This window comes from Pelobacter propionicus DSM 2379, assembly GCF_000015045.1.
In the GTDB taxonomy this organism is placed as follows: domain Bacteria; phylum Desulfobacterota; class Desulfuromonadia; order Geobacterales; family Pseudopelobacteraceae; genus Pseudopelobacter; species Pseudopelobacter propionicus.
In genome coordinates, this window is the sequence record NC_008609.1 from 1488576 (window position 1) to 1506720 (window position 18145).

Here is an 18145-nt window from a genome sequence, read left to right on the forward strand (position 1 = left end):
GCCGTTTTTAACTCCCGCGGAGCCTAAGCTCTACGTCGAGAGGCCAGCGCCGCTCAACGGCCGATGGGTATGGTCGCTCAGAACCTGTACACTCAGACCTCGATCCTGAATTCGGCGCCCTGTTTCGTGTTGCGCACGAAAAGGGAGCCGTGCATGTTCTTCTCGATGATTGCCTTGGACATGAACAGCCCCACGCCGGTTCCCCTGTCCGGCCCCTTGGTGGTGACGTACGCTTCAAAAATCCTGTCGATGATGTCGCTGGAAATGCCGCCGCCGTTGTCGGCAATGGTCACCACGCTCCTCCCCTTTTCGACGCCAATGGTTACCGTGAGCCTGGGGTAGGGGGTCTCCCGTTCCGAAAAAACATCCCGTGCGTTAAGAAATACGGTCAGCAGGACCTGTGCATACTCATTGGGATAACCGGTGATGACAGGATCGTCCAATGCGTTTATTTCTACGGAAATAGCCGTTTTTCTGAAGTTTCCCGCGATCAGGGACAGGGTTCTGGTGACGACCTGCTGCACCCTGAAGGTGAGTTTCTGCTTGTCCGGTCTGAAAAAATTGCTGAAATCATTTATGGTCTGGGACATATGCAGAATCTGTTCCATGGCCCTCTCCACCGCATCGTCCAGGTATTCCCTGCTCAGTTCGCCGTCACCATGGGTCATGGGCAGTTCCTGGAGGATAAGCCCCAGCGTATTGAGCGGCTGACGCCACTGGTGGGCTATGTTCTCGATCATCTCCCCCATCGCCGCCTGGCGGCTTTGCAGCACAAGCAGGCGTTCTTTTTCGCGGAGTTCTTCCGCCGTCCGTAGGCGTTGCAGGGTCTCCTCCCGCAAGGCCCACTCAGTCTCCCTCCTGCGGGCCTCCCGGTCCAGGTTGTCCAGGGCGAAGGAGATGTCGCTTGCCAACTGCAGCAGCAGATCGTCCATGCCCCCATGGAAAAACAACGTTTCAGCGGCGTAGATGGTCAGGACACCGACGGCCTTTTCGTTCGATTTCAGGGCGATGGCCGCCACCGACCGGTACCCGTGGCTTTCCGCCTCCCTGTGCCAAGGCCCGCTGCCCGGATCATCCAGGAAGTCGTTGACTATTTCCAGCTTTCCACCGCGGATGGCGGAAGCGATGCCCCCCATTGCCTGCGACTCTTCCCTGAGCAAAACCCTGAACTCTTCCAGGCAGGAATCGTCTTTGCTGCTCCATGCGGCGGATTTCACCAGGGCGGTATCCTGGTCCACCACTCCTATCCAGGCCAACTGGAAGCCGCCATGCTCAACGATAACCCGACAGATTCGCTGGAACAGGATCTGGCGGTCGCTGGAGTGGACAATGGCCTTGTTGGTTTCGCTCAGCACCGCGTAGAGCCGGTTCAAGCGAAGTATCTGCTCTTCAGCCTTCTTGCGCTCGGTGATGTCGTGGAAGTGCCCCATGGTCAGTCCCCGTCCGTTGTGCTCCAGGTAGCTACTGGTCACTTCCACGGGAATCAGCCGTCCCGAGGCGCTTCGGTGGGTTGTCTCGAACAGCAGCGACCTGCCCTGCTTCATCTGCTCCAGGCTGACATCGACGTTTTTCATGTCGAATACGGGGTCCCAGTCGGGAATGCGCATGGTGAGCAGCTCTTCGAGGGTTTTCCCGAAGTGGGAACAGGCCGCCTGGTTGGCATAGGCCATGCGGAATCCGTCCGCCGGATCAAGCACATAGACCGGGTCGCGCGTGTACTCGATCAGGGTCTTGAAAAAAGAGGCTTCCTGCTCGACTTTTTTCCGTTCCTCCACCTCCCGGGCCAGTTTCAGGTTGTTCAGGCCCTGTTCGGCCATTACCTGAACCAGATTGCGTGAATATTCCATTATGTTTCTGATCTGTTCGCGGCTGCGTAGGGGAATCATGCCCATGGCCCGGATATAGTCGTTTTCGTTAAAGCCGAATTCCCTGGCCTGGGCACGAAAATAGTCCGGGTCCGGCTTGTCGTCGTCGTAGAAAAACTGCCCGGTAAAGAATGTGGCCACATGCTCTCCGTTGATCCTGATCGGCATGGCGACATCCCGCAGGCCGTTCTTGCACGTGTAGTCCAGATATTCTCCGTCAAAAGAATGCAGATGGGACTTGATGTACCTGTCACTCTCACGGCAACGGACACAGCTGTCCGGATGTACGCGGTGGAAGCGGACGCAGAGATCCTGCCAGCCGACTGCCACCAGGATGTTTTCATCCTCATCCATGATGGCGGATGGTGTGCCGTTGATTCTGTACTGGGCTTCCAGCAGCTGCTGTAGTTGATTGATATTGACGAGTCGGGAAAAGGGGGGGGAGTTGGCCACGCTAACCTCAATGCCTTTGTGTTCATATGCCGCCGAATCCGATAACGCCCGCGGGCGGATCGGATGAAGGGCCACAAAATATACCGTTGCTGAATGATCGATGTCAAAGAGCAATTGCCGGATTTCCGCGGTATGTTATTATTTTCGCGCTGATTGGGCGGACATCCGTTTCGCCGTCACCTCACGCCCCCTCCGCTTCACGCCGGATTCCTTGCGTCATGGGGGGATGGCGCTAGAGTTGATGGCAGGGGTGTGAACCGGGGCGCTGGCAACGTGGAGAGTCGATACTTCCCCCCGGGGCGGGGGAGGCGGCTTTCAGCATGCCGGGCGGCCCGGATATCGGCGCACACCTACCATCATTTCTGAACAAGGAGGAGAGCATGCCGCAGACCAGCGAACTGAAACGTTGCCGCTGTTTCGAGATATTTTCCCAGTCAGCCGGGGTCGAGATCCGCGAGGCGTTCAAGGCGCATGAGGAGAACGGGCTGGTGACGGAGCGCGCCGGCAGGATACAGCTGCGCTTCTTCAGGTTGACCCCAAAGACGAAACCGGATGAGATCACCCAGATCCGCTTCATCTGCGAGCCGGACGAGGCCTACGGGTTGTCGCTGATGATCGCCCAGGTAGCCGGTTCCTCGGTGCCCTGCAGGGAGAAACTCAGCCCGCACAAGTTCTCGGCCGGTGAGCAGAGGGATGAGATCGTGACCACACTTACCGTGGAAAAATGGGAGCGGGGCGGCAAGGGAGGGTACGCCCTGACCGTGGGGCGCGGCAAGGAGTTCATCAGCGTACCGGTGACGCTGTCCAAGTTCCTCTTCGCGGGAGAATTCCTGCGTTTTCTCTCCACCGTGCAGTGCTGGGTGGAAAGGGCGGATAAGAGGGGTGGCGCCGGCAAGGAGTGACTTTCCCGCTGAACAAGTTGCTGGCGCTCCTGGGGCACCGGCGGGGTCATGGCGTTGCATATAATTGAAGCAGGCGTTCTCGGGCCAGCACACTTTTTTTGTGACACTATTTTTGATAACAACCGAGGACACACACCAAAGAAAACATGACCCATGAACGATGCGTTCCCTCACCCACCATTATCCGCACCAACGGCATCCGCATGGCCGTGTACCAAGAGGGGGCGGCTTTCCGCTGGTGCTCTGCCACGGCTTCCCCGAGCTGGCCTTCTCATGGCGTCACCAACTCCCGGCCTTGGCCCGTGCGGGGTTTTGGGCCATCGCCCCTGACCAGCGCGGCTACGGAAGGAGCGACAAACCGGCTGCCGTGGAGGAGTACGACCGAATAGACTCGGTTGAAAAATTCCCGATGCCCCTGGTAGACCTCCAGCAGCTCGCCAACGGTCATGTCGGCAACCGACCGCTCCACGACCCGGCGCACCAGGCCATCCAGGAAGAGCCCGTTGCTCTCAGCGATGCCGCCCAGTGCTATGATCTCCAGCAGGCTGTCAATGGTGGTCCTGGTGTGCCCTCCTGTTTTAGTCGCTTTTTTGATTTCTTTCGCTCGTGGCCTTCCAGTGCGGCGTTGACCCTGGCCACATACGAGTCCGGCGGAGCGGGTAAATTAGGGCGCTGCTCTGCTCTCAGCGCTTCCCGTACCGCTTCAGTGATGAGCCGCTTCAAGTCGGCTATGTCGATCGTGACGGCGGGCATGATTATATGTTGTAGGTCCTCGGCCGAACCATGTTGGTGAAGGCGGCCCTTACGAGCTTGGAAAGATCCATGCTCCTCCGCACGGCCAAGTCGTTCAACATCTGCTTAACTACGTGATCCACTCGCACGTTGATTGTTGCGACTTGGGTATTTGCCGCTGATTTGCCCATAGTGAACTCCTTTCTTGAAAAATTCGTGATGTATGATATTGTGGTGGTGTGCAATAAATGATGTTTAGCTATGAAATAATATGCAGGTAAAATTGCATGGAGAACGAATTTGTTTCAAGGATTAAAGCTGCGTTTAACGCAATGGGCGTTGCGAAACGCGGTGTTGTTAAGGAAGTTGCTGTAAAGACAGGTTATTCGGAGGGAATGGTTAGCAGAATACTGGCGGGAAAAAATGAACCTTCTGAAAAGTTCCTCCTTTCTGTCGCCGCAGCTTACGGCATCCGCCCTGATTGGGTCTTGAAGGGTGAAGAGCCGATACTATCCCCCGGCAAAGGTTTCACCATCGCGAGCATAGACCGGCAAATATTCATGGAGGTGGCCCGGTCAATAGCTGGTGATCCCCAGCCGTCCACCTGCGACCAAGAGCGGATTGATAGAGAGGTTTTCGGACATGTATCTGACGAGAGGAGGGACCAGGAGCGAACCATCATTACTGTGCTGCAAAAACGATGGTTGACAGATGATGAATTGGCCCAAGTCGAAAAGCTGGTCTCCGACATGATGAACCGTAAGCAAGGGGGGAGGTGACGGGCCTTTTTTGTGGTACATTTGGGGGTATACTGTGTTCTTGTTGCTCGAGATAGTTTAGTAATTACGGCAGGTCGAAGCTGGTGTTCGATCCCGGCTCCGACGAAGTCACAGCAAAAAACCCGCTAGAAATAGTGGGTTTTTTGCTGTGACGATTTGCAAATATCAGGTCTGGCGTTCGCTTTGCGCACACGGACCAGCCAGGAGAGGATATGACTCAGAACGATATACTGCGCAGGCTCCGCTACGCCCTTGATATACCTGATGGCGTGATGCTGGAGATATTCAGGCAGTCAAACCACGAAATTGACCAGACCACCCTGCGTAATCTGTTGAAGAAGGAAGATGACCCGGCTTGGCTGGAGTGCAGCGAAGAACTGCTGGGGCTGTTTCTGGATGGCTTGATCCTTCTTAAAAGAGGACCCCGCGAGTGCGCGGATTGTAGCCCCGCCCGCTCCGTCGCGGCGCTTACAAATAACGACATCTTGAAAAAAATACGCATCGCCCTTGAGTTGCGGGAAGATGAGTTGATCGCCACCATGAGACTGGCCAAGGTCAGTATTTCAAAGTCTGAGTTGAGTGCACTGTTTCGGAGCAGGGGACAGAAGAATTACAAGACGTGCGGGGACCAGTTTTTGAGACAGTTCCTGCAGGGGTTGACGATCCGTTGCCGGGGAACCGCTGGTGTGGAAGGACAATAGCCGGCAGGATGAGACGCTCACGGCTGCTGCGGCTGCAGCTTGTGGCAGAAAAGACAACGGTTTTTCGGGGGGTGGTTGGGCGGAAAACGAACGTTGCGCGCCTTGTGGCATGGCTCGCAGTAGGTTTCCGCCCCCTTTTTGTCCGGTTTGAAGAACATTCTTCTGACAAACGATGCATTTGCGTCCGGAGCCCCGGCGTAGGCAGCCTGATAAACGATGTGGTGGTTTTCGTCCTGGGGCACCGTCTTGGTCTTCTCCTTGCCGGTGAGGGAGATGACGACACCCAGCACCACGGCGATCAGCGCCACAAACGCCATGTCCCGTTTATCCATCTTCATGGGTAGGGGGGGGCCCTGCGCTAATCGGATTTGACCAGCGAGAAGTAGATGATGACCCCGCCGATAACCCCTCCGATGACCACAAAGGGTACAATCGAGCCCAGCGACAGCTCTTCGCTCGTGGAGGACGCGGGTATGGCGAAACGCACGAGAACGATCAGGCCGATCAGGCCGAACAGCGATAGCAGGACGGTTTTCGAGCGCTTGATGACGCCGAGAAACAACACGATGGCGATAACCCCCAGCACCACCGGGTTGGTGAAGATCTGCTTCATCGTCAGGGTCTGCATGGTGTGCATCAGGTTCGCTGTTTCAAGCGGTCGCAGAGCCTCGGTGGTTTTTTCGATGAGCTGCTGTTTTTCCATGTGATCTCCACTCTGTTTCGCTGTTCGACTGCGGAATACTATGACAAACCGGCGGTTATGGCAATGGAAATGGAAAAGACGCCGGGGGGTGCGCTCCTCGTGCTCAACTCAGGAAATCCATCACCTTGTCAAGAAAGCCCTTCTTCATGGGGTGGCTCTCGTCCGTGCTGTGTCTGGCGAATTCTTCCAGCAGCTCCTTCTGTTTGCGGGTCAGATTGGTGGGGGTCTCAACCCGAATGACCACCAGTTGGTCGCCGCGGCCGTATCCCTGCAGCGAGGGGAAACCCTTGCCCCTCAAGCGGTAGACCTTGCCCGACTGAGTGCCTTCGGCGATCTTCATGCTTACCTTGCCGTCCAGGGTGGGCACCTCTATCTCGCACCCCAGTGCGGCCTGGATGAAGCTGATGGGGAACTCGCAGATGACGTTGTTGTCCTCGCGCTGGAAGAGCGGGTGCTCCTTGACGGATAGGGCAACGTACAGGTCGCCGTTGGGGCCTCCCTTGAGCCCCTGTCCGCCGTCACCGGCCGATTTGAGGCGCAGGCCGGTTTCCACTCCCGCCGGGATCTTGATGGAGAGGGTTTTGGTGTCCTTGACGCTCCCCTTGCCGCGACAGTCGGGGCAGGGGTCAGTGACGATCTTTCCTTCTCCGTTGCACTGTCCGCAGGTCTTGCTGACACTGAAGATCCCCTGCTGATAGCGGACTTGGCCAGCTCCGCGGCAGGTGGGACAGACCTTTGGCTCGGAGCCCGGACGGGAGCCGGAGCCGTTGCAGCTGCCGCAGCGTTTCGCGAAGGGTACCTCGATCTTCTTTTCAACGCCGAAGGCCGCCTCTTCGAAGCTTATCTCCAGGTTGTAGAGCAGATCGTCGCCCCGTCTCCCCTGGCTGCGGCCGCGTCCACCGCCTCCGCCGAAGATGTCGCCGAAGATGTCGCCGAAGATATCACCGAAGGGGGTGCCGGCGCCAAACCCGCCGAAGCCTCCGCCGGAGAATCCGTTGGAACCTGATACTCCCGCATGGCCGAACTGGTCATACTGGGCGCGCTTCTGGGCATCGGAGAGCACCTCGTACGCCTCGGAGAGTTCCTTGAATTTTTCCTCGGCAGCCTTGTCGTTGGGATTCTTGTCGGGGTGGTACTGCAGGGCCTGCTTGCGGAAGGACTTCTTTATTTCCGTATCCGAGGCGTTTCTGTGGACGCCCAGCACCTCGTAGTAGTCTCTCTTTTCGCCGTTTGCCAAAATGATTTCCTTGTAATGCAAAGAGCAGCGCCCTCAGGTGAGGCGCTGCCCGTTGCAGGTAATGAGATACACCCCGTGGCGTTCGATCTTCGACGCCTTCCGGCGCCACGCCACTGGGGCTGGTTACTTCTTGACCTCTTCGAAGTCGGCGTCGACGACGTTTTCGTCCTTGCCCGATTCTTTCCTGGCCTGTTCGCCAGACCCGGTCTCACCGTGCTCACCCGGCTGTTCCTTGGCGGCGTACATGGCTTCCGCCAGTTTGTGGGCAGCCTGTGCCAGTTCGTCGGTGGCTTTTTTGATGGCCTCGGCATCTTCGCCGTCCATTACCTTCTTCAGTTCGACGATCTTGTTTTCGATGTTTCCCTTCTCTACGGCGTCGATCTTGTCGCCGAACTCCTTCAGCGACTTCTCGGTGCTGTAGACCATGCTGTCGGCATGGTTGCGGGCCTCGATGGCGTCGCGCTTCTTCTTGTCCTCGTCGGCATGGGATTCGGCGTCACGCACCATCTTGTCGATCTCCTCCTTGGAGAGGCCGCTGGAGGCGGTGATGCGGATGGACTGCTCCTTGCCGGTGCCCAGATCCTTGGCGGAGACGTGTACGATGCCGTTGGCGTCGATGTCGAAGGTGACCTCGACCTGGGGGATGCCGCGCGGTGCCGGCGGAATGCCGGTCAGTTCGAAGTTGCCCAGGGTCTTGTTGTCACGGGACATCTCGCGCTCACCCTGAAGGACATGGATGGAGACGGCCGGCTGGTTGTCGGCCGCGGTGGAGAACACCTGGCTCTTGCGGCAGGGGATGGTGGTGTTCTTTTCGATCAGCTTGGTCATGACACCGCCCAGGGTCTCGATGCCCAAGGAGAGCGGGGTTACGTCCAGCAGCAGGACGTCCTTGACGTCGCCCTTCAGGACGCCCCCCTGGATGCCTGCGCCGATGGCCACCACCTCGTCAGGGTTCACGCCGCGGTTGGGGGTCTTGCCGAAGATGGCCTCGACCTTCTTCTGCACGGCCGGCATGCGGGTCATGCCACCCACCAGGATGACCTCATCGATATCGGAAGCGGAGAGGCCGGCATCCTTCATGGCGGTGCGGCAGGGACCCTCCAGTTTGGCCAGCAGTTCGCCGCAGATGGTTTCCAGTTTGGCGCGGGAGAGCTTCATGGTCAGATGCTTGGGACCGGAGGCATCGGCGGTGATGAAGGGGAGGTTGATGTCGGTCTCCATGGAGCTGGACAGCTCGCACTTGGCCTTTTCCGCGGCCTCTTTCAGGCGCTGCAAGGCCATTTTGTCACCCCGCAGGTTGATGCCCTGATCCTTATGGAACTCGTCGGCGATCCAGTCGATCACCAGCTGGTCGAAGTCCTCGCCCCCCAGGAATGTGTCGCCGTTGGTTGACTTGACCTCGAAGACGCCGTCGCCCAGTTCCAGGATGGAGATGTCGAACGTGCCGCCACCAAGGTCGAAAACAGCGACCTTTTCCTCTTTCTTCTTGTCCAGGCCGTAGGCCAGGGCAGCGGCGGTCGGCTCGTTGATGATGCGCAGCACGTTGAGGCCGGCGATCTTGCCGGCGTCCTTGGTTGCCTGGCGCTGGGAGTCGTCGAAGTAGGCCGGCACGGTGATCACGGCGTCGGTGACGGTCTGCCCCAGATAATCCTCGGCGGTCTGTTTCATCTTCTGCAACACGAAGGCGGAAATCTCGGGGGGGGAGTAGCGTTTGCCGCGCGCCTCGACCCAGGCGTCGTTGTTGTCGGCCTTGACGATCTTGAAGGGGGAGATGGCGATGTCCCTCTTGACCGCCTCGGTGTCGAATTTCCGGCCGATCAGGCGCTTGATGGCGTACAGGGTGTTCTCCGGGTTGGTAACCGCCTGGCGCTTTGCCTGCTGTCCCACGAGGCGCTCACCATTGTCGGCAAAGGCAACTATCGATGGTGTGGTGCGGCTCCCTTCGGAGTTGGCGATAACAATTGGTTCACCACCCTCCATGATCGCGACGCAGGAGTTGGTGGTTCCAAGGTCGATTCCTATTACTTTACTCATAACGCTCTATCCTCCTTGTCAATTCTTTCTGCTCTCAAAAGTAGTCATCGTTGGGGTGAAAAACAAGGGCGCCGGGAAAAATAAGTTCGCCGCTTACCCTCCGCGGAGAGGAACGGGGCTTACTTGGGCGCCGTGGCCACCGAAACCATGGCGGGACGCAGCAGGCGCTCCTTGAGCAGGTAGCCCTTCTGGAACTCCTCCACCACCGTATTGGGTGGGTGCTCATCGGTGGGGATCTGGGTCATTGCCTGGTGGAAGGAGGGGTCGAACGGGGCGCCGGACGTTTCCAGGGGGGTGACTCCGAACTTCTTCATGGCGTTGAGCAGCAAGCCGTGGATCATCTGGACCCCTTCCGTCAGGCCTGTCGAACCGTTTTCGTTGGCATGGGAAAGCGCTCGCTCCAGGTTGTCCACCACCGGCAGTATCTCTTCAAGTAGTGATTTTGTACCGTAGTTGAGCAGCTCTTCCTTTTCCCGGTTGGACCGTTTGCGGAAGTTCTCCAGATCGGCGCGTTCACGCACGAAACGGTCCCAGTTCTCGCGACACTCGGCCTCTTTGGCGGCCAGTTGCTCCTCGAGCCGCGAGATGCGTTCTTCCGGGGTGGCAGCCTCGGCAGCGCTGCTTTCGGGAGATGCCTGTTCCGCCTCGGGTGCGGCGGAAGTTTTCTGTTCTTCTGTTACATGCTTTTTCATGGTTCAGTGAGTCCTTTTTGTGCGTTTCATTTTTGATGCGAATGTCCTGGCGGTCAGTCGTTGTTCAGGAAACGGCTCAACAGGCGGGCTGTATAGTCGACGATGGGGATGACGCTGGAATAACCCATGCGGGTGGGGCCGATGATTCCCAGCATCCCCACGGCGTTGCTGCTGGTGACGAATCGCGAGGTGATCAAGCTGACGCCGGCGGTCTGGCTGAGCGGGGCTTCGGATCCGATGAAAATGCGCACACCCTCGGCGGACATGCAGCGGCCGAGCAGCTGCAGCAGGCGCCCCTTTTCCTCGAAGGCCCGGAAAATGTCCCTCATTCTGGTTACATCGCTGAACTCCGGTTGGTCCAGGATGCGGGCCTGCCCCTCCAGGAATATTTCGTCTCGTTCCACGCTCACCGCCTGCTTGCTGATGCGCAGTGCCTGGGAGAGCAGGTGGTCGTACTGGGTCTTTTCCTTTTTCATTTCTTCCAGGATCCGTTCCCTGGCCTGGGAGATGGTCAGCCCCTGCATCAGTTCGTTCAGGTAGTTGCCCATTTTTACCAGGTCGTCCGGAGAAATTTCCTCATCCGTTTCCACCAGCCTGTTTTGCACCGATCCGTTCCTGGAGACAAGGATGGCCAGCACCCGGCGGGGTCCCAGGTGGATGAATTCGATGTAGCGGAACACGTCGGAGGTTATGCTGGGGGCCACCACGATGCCCATGTAGTTGGACAGGGACGAGAGGGCGCGGCTGGTTTCCTTAAGGATCTCGGTCAGTCCCGCGCCGGACCGGCGACAGCTGTGGATGATCTGTTTCTTCTCTTCGCGGGTCACCTTGCGCAACGCCACCAGTGAATCTACGTAGAAACGGTAGGCCTTTTCGGTGGGGATTCTTCCCGCGGAGGTGTGGGGCGAGGTCAACAGCCCGAGTTCCTCCAGATTGGCCATGACGTTGCGGACCGTTGCCGGTGAGAGCGTCATGGCGTGTCGGCGGGCCACGGCGCTGCTGCCCACCGGTTCGGCTGTCGCGATATAGTCTTCGACGATGGCCTCGAGTATCTGTCTGCTTCTTGGTGAGAGCTTCACATCCATTCCATGACCTCAAAAAAATAGCACTCATGACTGGAGAGTGCTAATTTCCTTCTGAATTTAATCAGTGACCTATGATTTGTCAAGGGGATTTGCCGGTCTGATCCGTTATCGGAAACCTGTCCGCCTGTTTCGCATGCCCTGCCCGGAATGTCGGGTCGAATGGAGAAGCGTCACCGTGTGTTGCCTCTCCAATGTATGTGATTTCGATCACGAACACCCGATTCTTTTTTTCACATGTGGCTTTCCAAGGGATTGTAATGTTTTGATTTTATGCTACTGTAGGACGCTGTGGGGTGGTGTGCGCAACGGTTGGACCGTTTCACCCCCGGCATGGGCGGTAGGGTCCGGAGGTGATCGGCTGAAAACGGCGGAGAAGCCCGCGACGCCTCCCAGCCACTAGTTGCAGAGGAGAAACGGCAATGTCTGTCCCCCCCCCCGACTGTCCCCAGGACGTCCCGCAGGGCCGGGAAGCGAGCAACGGCAAAAGCGTTAACAGGCGGCAGTTGGTCAACAAGCTGAATTTTATTAATTTTCAGGATGAAACCATCATCGCCCATTTCAGACACGCGAAGTATGACAGCAGCCTCGGCCTGAAGATCAAGCCGCTTCCCTGCGCCGGGGAGCAGCTCGACTGCTGCTGGGTGGATACAGCAGCGCTTCCCCAGGTCATGAGGAATTACCAGTTCGACCACCTGCTGATTCCCGACGGGAAAAAACCGCTCCTGGCGCGGCCCAAACTGATCAACAGCAGCGCGGAGGGGATCAGTTTTCTGCTTCCGCTTACCTGCCGCGAGTTCAAGTTGAGAAAGATAAAGCGCCATCCCGTCGCGGGGATCAGGGCCCAGTTCACCCAGAACAGTGCGCCCTTCCACGGCGTTTTGATGGATTTCACGCCGGTCGCCCTGCGGGTGGAGGGGGACCAGGATGCACCCCAGACATTCAGCTGGATCAACCCCGATATCCCCGTTGACCTGCACCTCTATGACGGGGATCAACTGATCTATTCCGGTGAGTGCAGCATCATCCGCTCCAGCACCAGGCAGTCAACGCGAACCTTTGTGCTCAGCCCGGTCAACAGCTCCATCCGCAGGTTTCCGCCGAAACAGTACCGTACCCGGCGACACCAGTTGGTGCCCGCGCCCAACGTCGTATTCAGGCACCCTTTAATCGCATCGACGATCAACCTGAAGGCGGTTGACCTGTCCGGTGCCGGTGTGGCGGTGATGGAGAACGAAGAGGATTCGGTGCTGATGCCGGGCATGATCATACCGGAACTTGAGCTGGCCCTTGCCCACGGCTTCAGTATTGCCTGCAAGGCCCAGGTGCTCTCCCGCAATGTCATCGACAAGGGGGATGGGGAGAGGGATGTCAGGTGCGGCCTGACGATCCTGGACATGGATATCCACCAACATGTGCGGCTCCTGTCCCTTCTGCACCAGGCCGGCAACAGTCACTCCTATGTCTGCAACAACGTGGATATGGACGCCCTGTGGGACTTCTTCTTCGAAACCGGATTCATCTATCCGGAAAAGTATGCCTTCTTTCAGGCCCGCAAGGAGGAGATCAAGAAGACCTATATCAGGTTGTACGAAGAGACGCCCCACATCGCGCGGCACTTCATCTACCAGGACCGGGGGGCGATCCTGGGGCACATGGCTATGGTGCGCTTCTATGAGAACTCCTGGCTGATCCACCACCATGCCGCGCGCAAGACCGTTTCGCTGAAGGCCGGGCTGACGGTGCTCAATCAGATCACCCAGTACGTGAATGAGCTGCATAACCTCTATTTTGCCCATCTGCACTATGTCTACTGCTATTTCAGGCCGGCCAACAAGTTCCCCAACCGGGTGTTCGGAGGCTTTGCACGCCAACTCGCCAATCCCCGGGGCTGTTCGCTGGACGAGTTCGCCTATGCCCATTACCTGAAGAAGGAGGGCGAGGAGCGCCGCGGGATGCCTGGCGGCTGGGAACTGGTCGAGACCAATGGCGCCTCCGACTTGACCGAGCTGGGAAACTTCTATGGCTATGTGTCCGGCGGTCTGATGATCGATGCCTTTGACCTGCGACCCGAAACGTCCTGCCTCGATGACCTGGAAGAAGAGTACCGGCGTCTGGGGTTCGTCAAGAAGCGGCGCTTCTACTCGCTGTTTCACGAAGGAACCTTGAAGGCCCTGGCGATTACCACGATCACCGATGCCGGTTTCAATATGGCTAATCTCACCAACTGCGCTACGCTGATGGTGTTGGATGAAACCATCCCCCGCCAGGTAGTGGATATATCCCTTGAAAAACTGTCGAGCCAGTATGAGGGCGAGGAGATGCCGGTGCTGATCTATCCCCGCGCCTATGTCGAACAGCAGTCCATACCCTATGAAAAGATGTACATGCTCTGGATTCTGAACCTGCGCTACCTGGACGACTTCTTCAAATATTGCGACGACCTGTTCGGGGGGGACGAGAAAGGTGCCCGTACTGGCGACACGCGGTGATGCCATGGATCCTGCCGATCTGTCACAAAGCCAGCTCTACAACAGCCGGATAATCGACTCCTACCTACGTCTGATCCGCTTCCGCTACGGCTACGTTAACGTGGGTGAACTGCTCGAGTATGCGGGAATGAAGGAGTATGAGGTTGCCGACCAGGGGCACTGGTTCAACCAGGAGCAGGTGGACCGTTTTTACGAGAAGCTGGTCCAGATGACCGGGAATCCGGGCATCGCCCGCGAGGCCGGCCGTTATGCGGCATCCCCCGATGCCCTGGGCGCCATGAGAAAGTATGTCCTCGGTCTGGTGGGCGCGGCCCACACCTTCGAGCTGATCGACAAGACCGCCGCCAACTTTGCCAGATCATCCCACTACAAATCGCGCAGGATCGCCGCCAACAGGGTCGAGGTGGTGGTGAGCCCTGTCGTGGAAGGGTTGGAAAAACCGTTCCAGTGCGAGAACAGGATCGGTTTTTTCGAGACCATTGTGCTGATGTTCAACTACAAGAACCCCGTTATCCGTCATCCGGAGTGCGCCTTCAAGGGGGGGCGGGTCTGCCGCTATATCATCTCCTGGGAGAGAACCCTTGCCGACGTATTCAAGAAGGTAAGAAACATCGTGGCCCTGTTGCTGGCCCTCTGCAATCTGGGTTTGCTGCTGACGGGGCAGGTGGCACTCCTGAAGAACAGCCTGCCGCTTTCGCTGTTGCTGCTGCTGGTCGTGGTTATTGCCGCCGCGGAAAGCGAGAAGCGGGAGCTCGTCGCGAGCCTCAACAACACCAGGGATTCCAGTGAAAACCTGCTGGAACAGATCAATATCAATTACAGCAACGCCCTGATGACCAACGAGGTGGGGCAGGCGCTGAGCATGTACATGACGACCGGTGAGGTGCTCGCCAGTGTTGCCCGGATCATGGAGAATCGGCTCAACTACGACCGGGGTGTCATTCTCCTGGCCAATGCGGAAAAAACCAGGCTGGAGATACATGCCGGCTACGGCTACTCTTCCGACCAGTTGCTCGTTTTCGACAATCTCTCCTTCAGTCTGGACAATCCCGAATCCACGGGGATTTTTTTCAGTTGTTTCCGGGAGCGGCGGCCGCTGCTGGTCAATGATCTGAAGGACGTGGAGGGAAGTCTCTCCCCCCGCAGCCTGAACATTGTCCGGCAGATCGGCACACGCTCGTTCATCTGCTGTCCCATTGTCTGCGAGGGGGACACCATCGGCGTACTGGCCGTGGACAACGTGAATACCAAGAAACCGCTGGTCCAGAGCGACATCAGCCTGCTGATGGGGATCTCGTCGGTTATCGCCATCAGTATCCGCAACAGCGAACTGATCGAGGCCCGTTTGCGCCAGTTCCATTCTGTTCTGCACGTGCTGGCGGCCAGCATCGATGCCCGCGACTCACTCACCGCCGGTCATTCGGAAAAGGTCACTGAATACGCCCTGGACATCTGCCGGGAGCTGGAACTGCCCTCTGATTTCTGCGAGGTGATCCGGGTTGCCGCGCTGCTCCATGACTACGGCAAGATCGGCGTTCCGGACACGATACTGAAGAAGCCGGACCGGCTGACCGACGAAGAGTACGAGATCGTCAAGACCCATGTGAACAAGACGACCGAGATTCTCTCCCAGGTTAGTTTCGAGGGGATCTACCGCGAGGTGCCGGATATCGTCGCGGCGCACCACGAAAAACTGGACGGCAGCGGTTATCCGCTGGGACTTAAGGGGGAGGCCATTCCCCTGGGCTCCAGGATCATTTCGGTTGCGGACTACTTCGAAGCCATCACTTCCAAGCGCCATTACCGCGACCCCATGCCGGCGCAGGAGGCCTTCGACATCCTGCGCAAGGAGAGTGTTAACCACCTGGATAGACGCCTGGTGGAGGCCTTTATCTCCACCTATGAGAAAAACGCTTCCCGGGAAGCGGGCGAAGGCAGGTTGCCCGAAGAGCGGGACCTCGGGCACTAGCCTGCCTCACACCCCTCAGGAAAGCGGCTTGCAGCCCCGGCAGGCGATCAGCGGGGTGTAGGTGAAGCGCCGCGGGTCGGCGAAAAAGACCTTGAATTCCTCCAGAAACTCCTCGAATCCCCCCTCGTACTCGGCGAACGGGTAGCCTGAATTCCGGGCCGCCACCTCCAGCTTCTTTGTCCAGTTGTAGCCGTCCATGTCCGTCAGGGGGCCGTAGATCAGATGGTGGTGGTCCATGTGGACGCTGATGTCCGTGAACTGCATGTCGTAGAGGAACGAATAAAGTTTCCGGCCGATATGGGGGTCGAAGTCGTGCCTGGTCTCCAGTTCGGCCATAACCCCCTGGATGGCGTCTTCCAGGCGAGGTGAGAGGCCGTAGTGGTTCAGGCAGTTGTGATCAAGGTCGATCAGGCAGAGTATGCCTCCCGGATTGAGCAGTTCCGACAGGTTGCGAACAATCTCGACGCTTTTGGCGCGGTGGTACTCCAGCACAAAGCGCACCCAGATGAAGTCGAATCCACCCAGCCCGTCCAGGGGGTGGTAAAAATCACGCTGTACGAAGCTTAAGCCCTCTGTGCCGTAATGCTCGGTTGCATGCCTGATTCTGGACTCCGAGGCGTCTATGCCGACAGCCTCGCCCCCGGGCTGGATCAGGCTGTGCAGAAAAGCGGTGGTCTTGCCCGAGCCGCAACCCACGTCGGCCACCCGCATGCCGGGACGTATGCCGGCCCAGCCTGCCTGTCTGGCAATCGCCTCGCCACCGGTCTTGATGTCGAGGCGGAGCGCCTCGTCCTGGTGCTCCATGATATAGCCTGTCGTACCCATGTTCCCCCCCTTTGGAAAAATCAGACCCGCCCCTTGGGTTCCGCAGCCGCGGGTCGGAAGAAATCGTTGCGTTTGTCGCCGATACAACGTACTACAACATTTGTCGTCGATGGGGCTGCCGGGCCTGAGGTTCGCATCTCCTGGATGCGTGGTCAGGGCTGGCGAATTGCCGGATTCAGCTCGATTCGCCATTGAGGTCTCACGGCTTCTGGTATATCAGACCGCTTGCCGTTGCAAAAGCAATAAATTGAATAATACTGGACGGTATGCTCGGGGGAGATCTCTTTGCCTTCCCGGCGGTCAAGGTACGGAGGGGACAATGGACAGCATGGGAAGGCGTGTGGTTGTGGCGGCGCTGCTCTGCGCGGCAACCGTTACAGGAGGCGTACATCCGGCCCTGGGGTCGGGATTCGGCATCTTCACCCAGGGCGCATCGGCCCTTGGTCAGGCCGATGCGGTTGTCGCCCACGGGGATGGGCCTTCGGCGCTCTTTTTTAATCCGGCCCAGATCAACGGCTTAGCCGGGACCCAGCTTGAGTTCGGTACCACCCTGATCTTCCCCCACCGGGAGTATAAAGACTCCAGCGGCGATGTTTCGCACACCAAGGATTCGGTCTTCTACCCCAGCAGTTTCTATCTGACCCATGCATTCAACGACAGCATCAGCGCCGGCCTGGCCGTCTTCAACCCCTTCGGGCTGGGAACCGACTGGGGCGGGGACTGGCCGGGGCGCTACATCGCCACCACGTCCAAGATAACCACCTACAACATCAACCCGGTGGTCTCCTGGCGCATCGCTCCCTTTCTCTCCATCGCCGCCGGTCTGGATATCGTGCAGCTGGATGCGACGTTTAAGAACAAGATCTTTACTCCTTCCGGCGATGTGAAGCAGAAATTCACCGGCGACGGCACGGGCCTGGGCTACAACCTGGGGCTGTTCATCGATGCCGGAAAGGGGATCACTATAGGCGCCTCCTACCGCAGCGAGGTGAAGATCGATATCGACGGAAAAGACGAGTTCAGCCCAGCGGTCTATCCTGATATGGACGGAAAAACCTCTCTGAAATTGCCCCAGCAGGTTTTAGCCGGTGTGGCCTGGCAGGCCAGCGACCGGTTGGTAGTGGAGACCGGCATGCGCTGGGAGGACTGGAGATCCTTCAAGCAACTGCGCATCAGCTTGGACCAACCGGGGGGGGGCTCCACCGTCGCAACCTATCCCCGCAATTGGCACTCCACCTTTGCCGTGAACGCCGGTGGGAAATACCGGTTTAACGATAGCCTGTCAATCATGGCCGGCTACCTGTACGGCTGGAACCCGGTGCCGGACAGCACCTTTGAGCCGGCCATCCCCGACTCCGACAGCCATCTCTTCTGTCTGGGTGGGGAGCTGCGCCGGGGGAGCATGACCCTCAGTCTGGGGTACGGCTACCAGCTCCAGAAGGGGCGCAGTAAGTCCACCAACCAGTACGGCTCTGTCGCCAACGGCGACTATGACTCCGACCTGCATCTCCTGGCCCTCAGCCTGGGGTACCGCTTCTGAATTTCTCCGACCGGGGAGGCCATGGATTGCGGAAGATCGGGACAGGGGCGCACAGGCGCGGCAAATGGCTTGCCTCAGCCGTAAGAATAGGTTTATAGTTCGCATTTACGTTGTATCCCACCACAGTGAAAAAGGAATA

At 58.2% G+C, this 18145-nt stretch carries 15 protein-coding genes; 7 read left to right on the forward strand and 8 right to left on the reverse strand.

Annotation, left to right across the window (positions count from 1 at the left end):
• Window positions 1-92: 92 nt before the first annotated feature.
• Window positions 93-2318, reverse strand: coding sequence for a PocR ligand-binding domain-containing protein (locus tag PPRO_RS19405; protein WP_011735305.1), 2226 nt, complete (start codon window positions 2316-2318; stop codon window positions 93-95).
• A gap of 380 nt (window positions 2319-2698) precedes the next feature.
• On the opposite strand from PPRO_RS19405, the gene PPRO_RS06945 reads away from it, so the two are divergent.
• The 4 genes from PPRO_RS06945 (at window position 2699) to PPRO_RS06960 (ending at window position 5432) form a co-directional block, all read left to right on the forward strand.
• Window positions 2699-3220 (forward strand): hypothetical protein, encoded by a 522-nt coding sequence (locus tag PPRO_RS06945; RefSeq protein WP_049759670.1) that lies wholly within the window; start codon window positions 2699-2701, stop codon window positions 3218-3220.
• Between the two features lie 160 nt (window positions 3221-3380).
• Window positions 3381-4013, forward strand: coding sequence for an alpha/beta fold hydrolase (locus tag PPRO_RS21840; RefSeq protein WP_011735307.1), 633 nt, complete (start codon window positions 3381-3383; stop codon window positions 4011-4013).
• A 226-nt stretch (window positions 4014-4239) separates the two neighbouring features.
• Window positions 4240-4731 (forward strand): helix-turn-helix domain-containing protein, encoded by a 492-nt coding sequence (locus PPRO_RS06955; RefSeq protein WP_011735308.1) that lies wholly within the window; start codon window positions 4240-4242, stop codon window positions 4729-4731.
• Between the two features lie 212 nt (window positions 4732-4943).
• A complete protein-coding gene (locus PPRO_RS06960) occupies window positions 4944-5432 on the forward strand; it encodes a YehS family protein (protein ID WP_011735309.1) in 489 nt (162 codons plus the stop codon).
• A gap of 17 nt (window positions 5433-5449) precedes the next feature.
• On the opposite strand, the gene PPRO_RS06965 is transcribed toward PPRO_RS06960, so the two are convergent.
• The 6 genes from PPRO_RS06965 to hrcA form a co-directional block, all read right to left on the reverse strand.
• Window positions 5450-5770: a hypothetical protein gene (locus PPRO_RS06965; protein ID WP_011735310.1), complete on the reverse strand. Its 321-nt coding sequence runs from the start codon at window positions 5768-5770 to the stop codon at window positions 5450-5452.
• A 20-nt stretch (window positions 5771-5790) separates the two neighbouring features.
• Window positions 5791-6135, reverse strand: a complete 345-nt coding sequence (locus PPRO_RS06970; RefSeq protein ID WP_011735311.1) for a hypothetical protein — start codon at window positions 6133-6135, stop codon at window positions 5791-5793.
• Window positions 6136-6238: 103 nt separating this feature from the next.
• Window positions 6239-7372, reverse strand: coding sequence for a molecular chaperone DnaJ (gene dnaJ, locus PPRO_RS06975; RefSeq protein ID WP_041532196.1), 1134 nt, complete (start codon window positions 7370-7372; stop codon window positions 6239-6241).
• A 123-nt stretch (window positions 7373-7495) separates the two neighbouring features.
• Window positions 7496-9406 (reverse strand): molecular chaperone DnaK, encoded by a 1911-nt coding sequence (gene dnaK, locus PPRO_RS06980; RefSeq protein ID WP_011735313.1) that lies wholly within the window; start codon window positions 9404-9406, stop codon window positions 7496-7498.
• Window positions 9407-9525: 119 nt separating this feature from the next.
• The gene (grpE, locus tag PPRO_RS06985; RefSeq protein ID WP_011735314.1) at window positions 9526-10098 is read right to left on the reverse strand and encodes a nucleotide exchange factor GrpE; all 573 of its coding nucleotides are present in this window, start codon (window positions 10096-10098) and stop codon (window positions 9526-9528) included.
• Between the two features lie 53 nt (window positions 10099-10151).
• Window positions 10152-11183: a heat-inducible transcriptional repressor HrcA gene (gene hrcA, locus PPRO_RS06990; RefSeq protein ID WP_011735315.1), complete on the reverse strand. Its 1032-nt coding sequence runs from the start codon at window positions 11181-11183 to the stop codon at window positions 10152-10154.
• A gap of 419 nt (window positions 11184-11602) precedes the next feature.
• On the opposite strand from hrcA, the gene PPRO_RS06995 reads away from it, so the two are divergent.
• Window positions 11603-13672: a hypothetical protein gene (locus tag PPRO_RS06995; RefSeq protein ID WP_011735316.1), complete on the forward strand. Its 2070-nt coding sequence runs from the start codon at window positions 11603-11605 to the stop codon at window positions 13670-13672.
• Window positions 13673-13676: 4 nt separating this feature from the next.
• The gene (locus tag PPRO_RS07000) at window positions 13677-15641 is read left to right on the forward strand and encodes an HD domain-containing phosphohydrolase (protein ID WP_011735317.1); all 1965 of its coding nucleotides are present in this window, start codon (window positions 13677-13679) and stop codon (window positions 15639-15641) included.
• Window positions 15642-15656: 15 nt separating this feature from the next.
• On the opposite strand, the gene PPRO_RS07005 is transcribed toward PPRO_RS07000, so the two are convergent.
• Window positions 15657-16466 (reverse strand): class I SAM-dependent methyltransferase, encoded by an 810-nt coding sequence (locus PPRO_RS07005; RefSeq protein ID WP_011735318.1) that lies wholly within the window; start codon window positions 16464-16466, stop codon window positions 15657-15659.
• Window positions 16467-16785: 319 nt separating this feature from the next.
• On the opposite strand from PPRO_RS07005, the gene PPRO_RS07010 reads away from it, so the two are divergent.
• Window positions 16786-18006, forward strand: a complete 1221-nt coding sequence (locus PPRO_RS07010; protein WP_011735319.1) for an OmpP1/FadL family transporter — start codon at window positions 16786-16788, stop codon at window positions 18004-18006.
• Window positions 18007-18145 lie beyond the last annotated feature (139 nt).

Coding starts and splice junctions, on each gene's coding strand:
- hrcA (WP_011735315.1), bottom strand. CDS start 11,183: ATGGATGTGAAGCTCTCACCAAGAAGCAGACAGATACTCGAGGCCATC.
- PPRO_RS07000 (WP_011735317.1), top strand. CDS start 13,677: ATGGATCCTGCCGATCTGTCACAAAGCCAGCTCTACAACAGCCGGATA.
- PPRO_RS06960 (WP_011735309.1), top strand. CDS start 4,944: ATGACTCAGAACGATATACTGCGCAGGCTCCGCTACGCCCTTGATATA.
- PPRO_RS07010 (WP_011735319.1), top strand. CDS start 16,786: ATGGACAGCATGGGAAGGCGTGTGGTTGTGGCGGCGCTGCTCTGCGCG.
- PPRO_RS07005 (WP_011735318.1), bottom strand. CDS start 16,466: ATGGGTACGACAGGCTATATCATGGAGCACCAGGACGAGGCGCTCCGC.
- PPRO_RS06945 (WP_049759670.1), top strand. CDS start 2,699: ATGCCGCAGACCAGCGAACTGAAACGTTGCCGCTGTTTCGAGATATTT.
- PPRO_RS06955 (WP_011735308.1), top strand. CDS start 4,240: ATGGAGAACGAATTTGTTTCAAGGATTAAAGCTGCGTTTAACGCAATG.
- PPRO_RS06995 (WP_011735316.1), top strand. CDS start 11,603: ATGTCTGTCCCCCCCCCCGACTGTCCCCAGGACGTCCCGCAGGGCCGG.
- grpE (WP_011735314.1), bottom strand. CDS start 10,098: ATGAAAAAGCATGTAACAGAAGAACAGAAAACTTCCGCCGCACCCGAG.
- PPRO_RS06970 (WP_011735311.1), bottom strand. CDS start 6,135: ATGGAAAAACAGCAGCTCATCGAAAAAACCACCGAGGCTCTGCGACCG.
- dnaK (WP_011735313.1), bottom strand. CDS start 9,406: ATGAGTAAAGTAATAGGAATCGACCTTGGAACCACCAACTCCTGCGTC.
- PPRO_RS06965 (WP_011735310.1), bottom strand. CDS start 5,770: ATGAAGATGGATAAACGGGACATGGCGTTTGTGGCGCTGATCGCCGTG.
- PPRO_RS21840 (WP_011735307.1), top strand. CDS start 3,381: ATGCGTTCCCTCACCCACCATTATCCGCACCAACGGCATCCGCATGGC.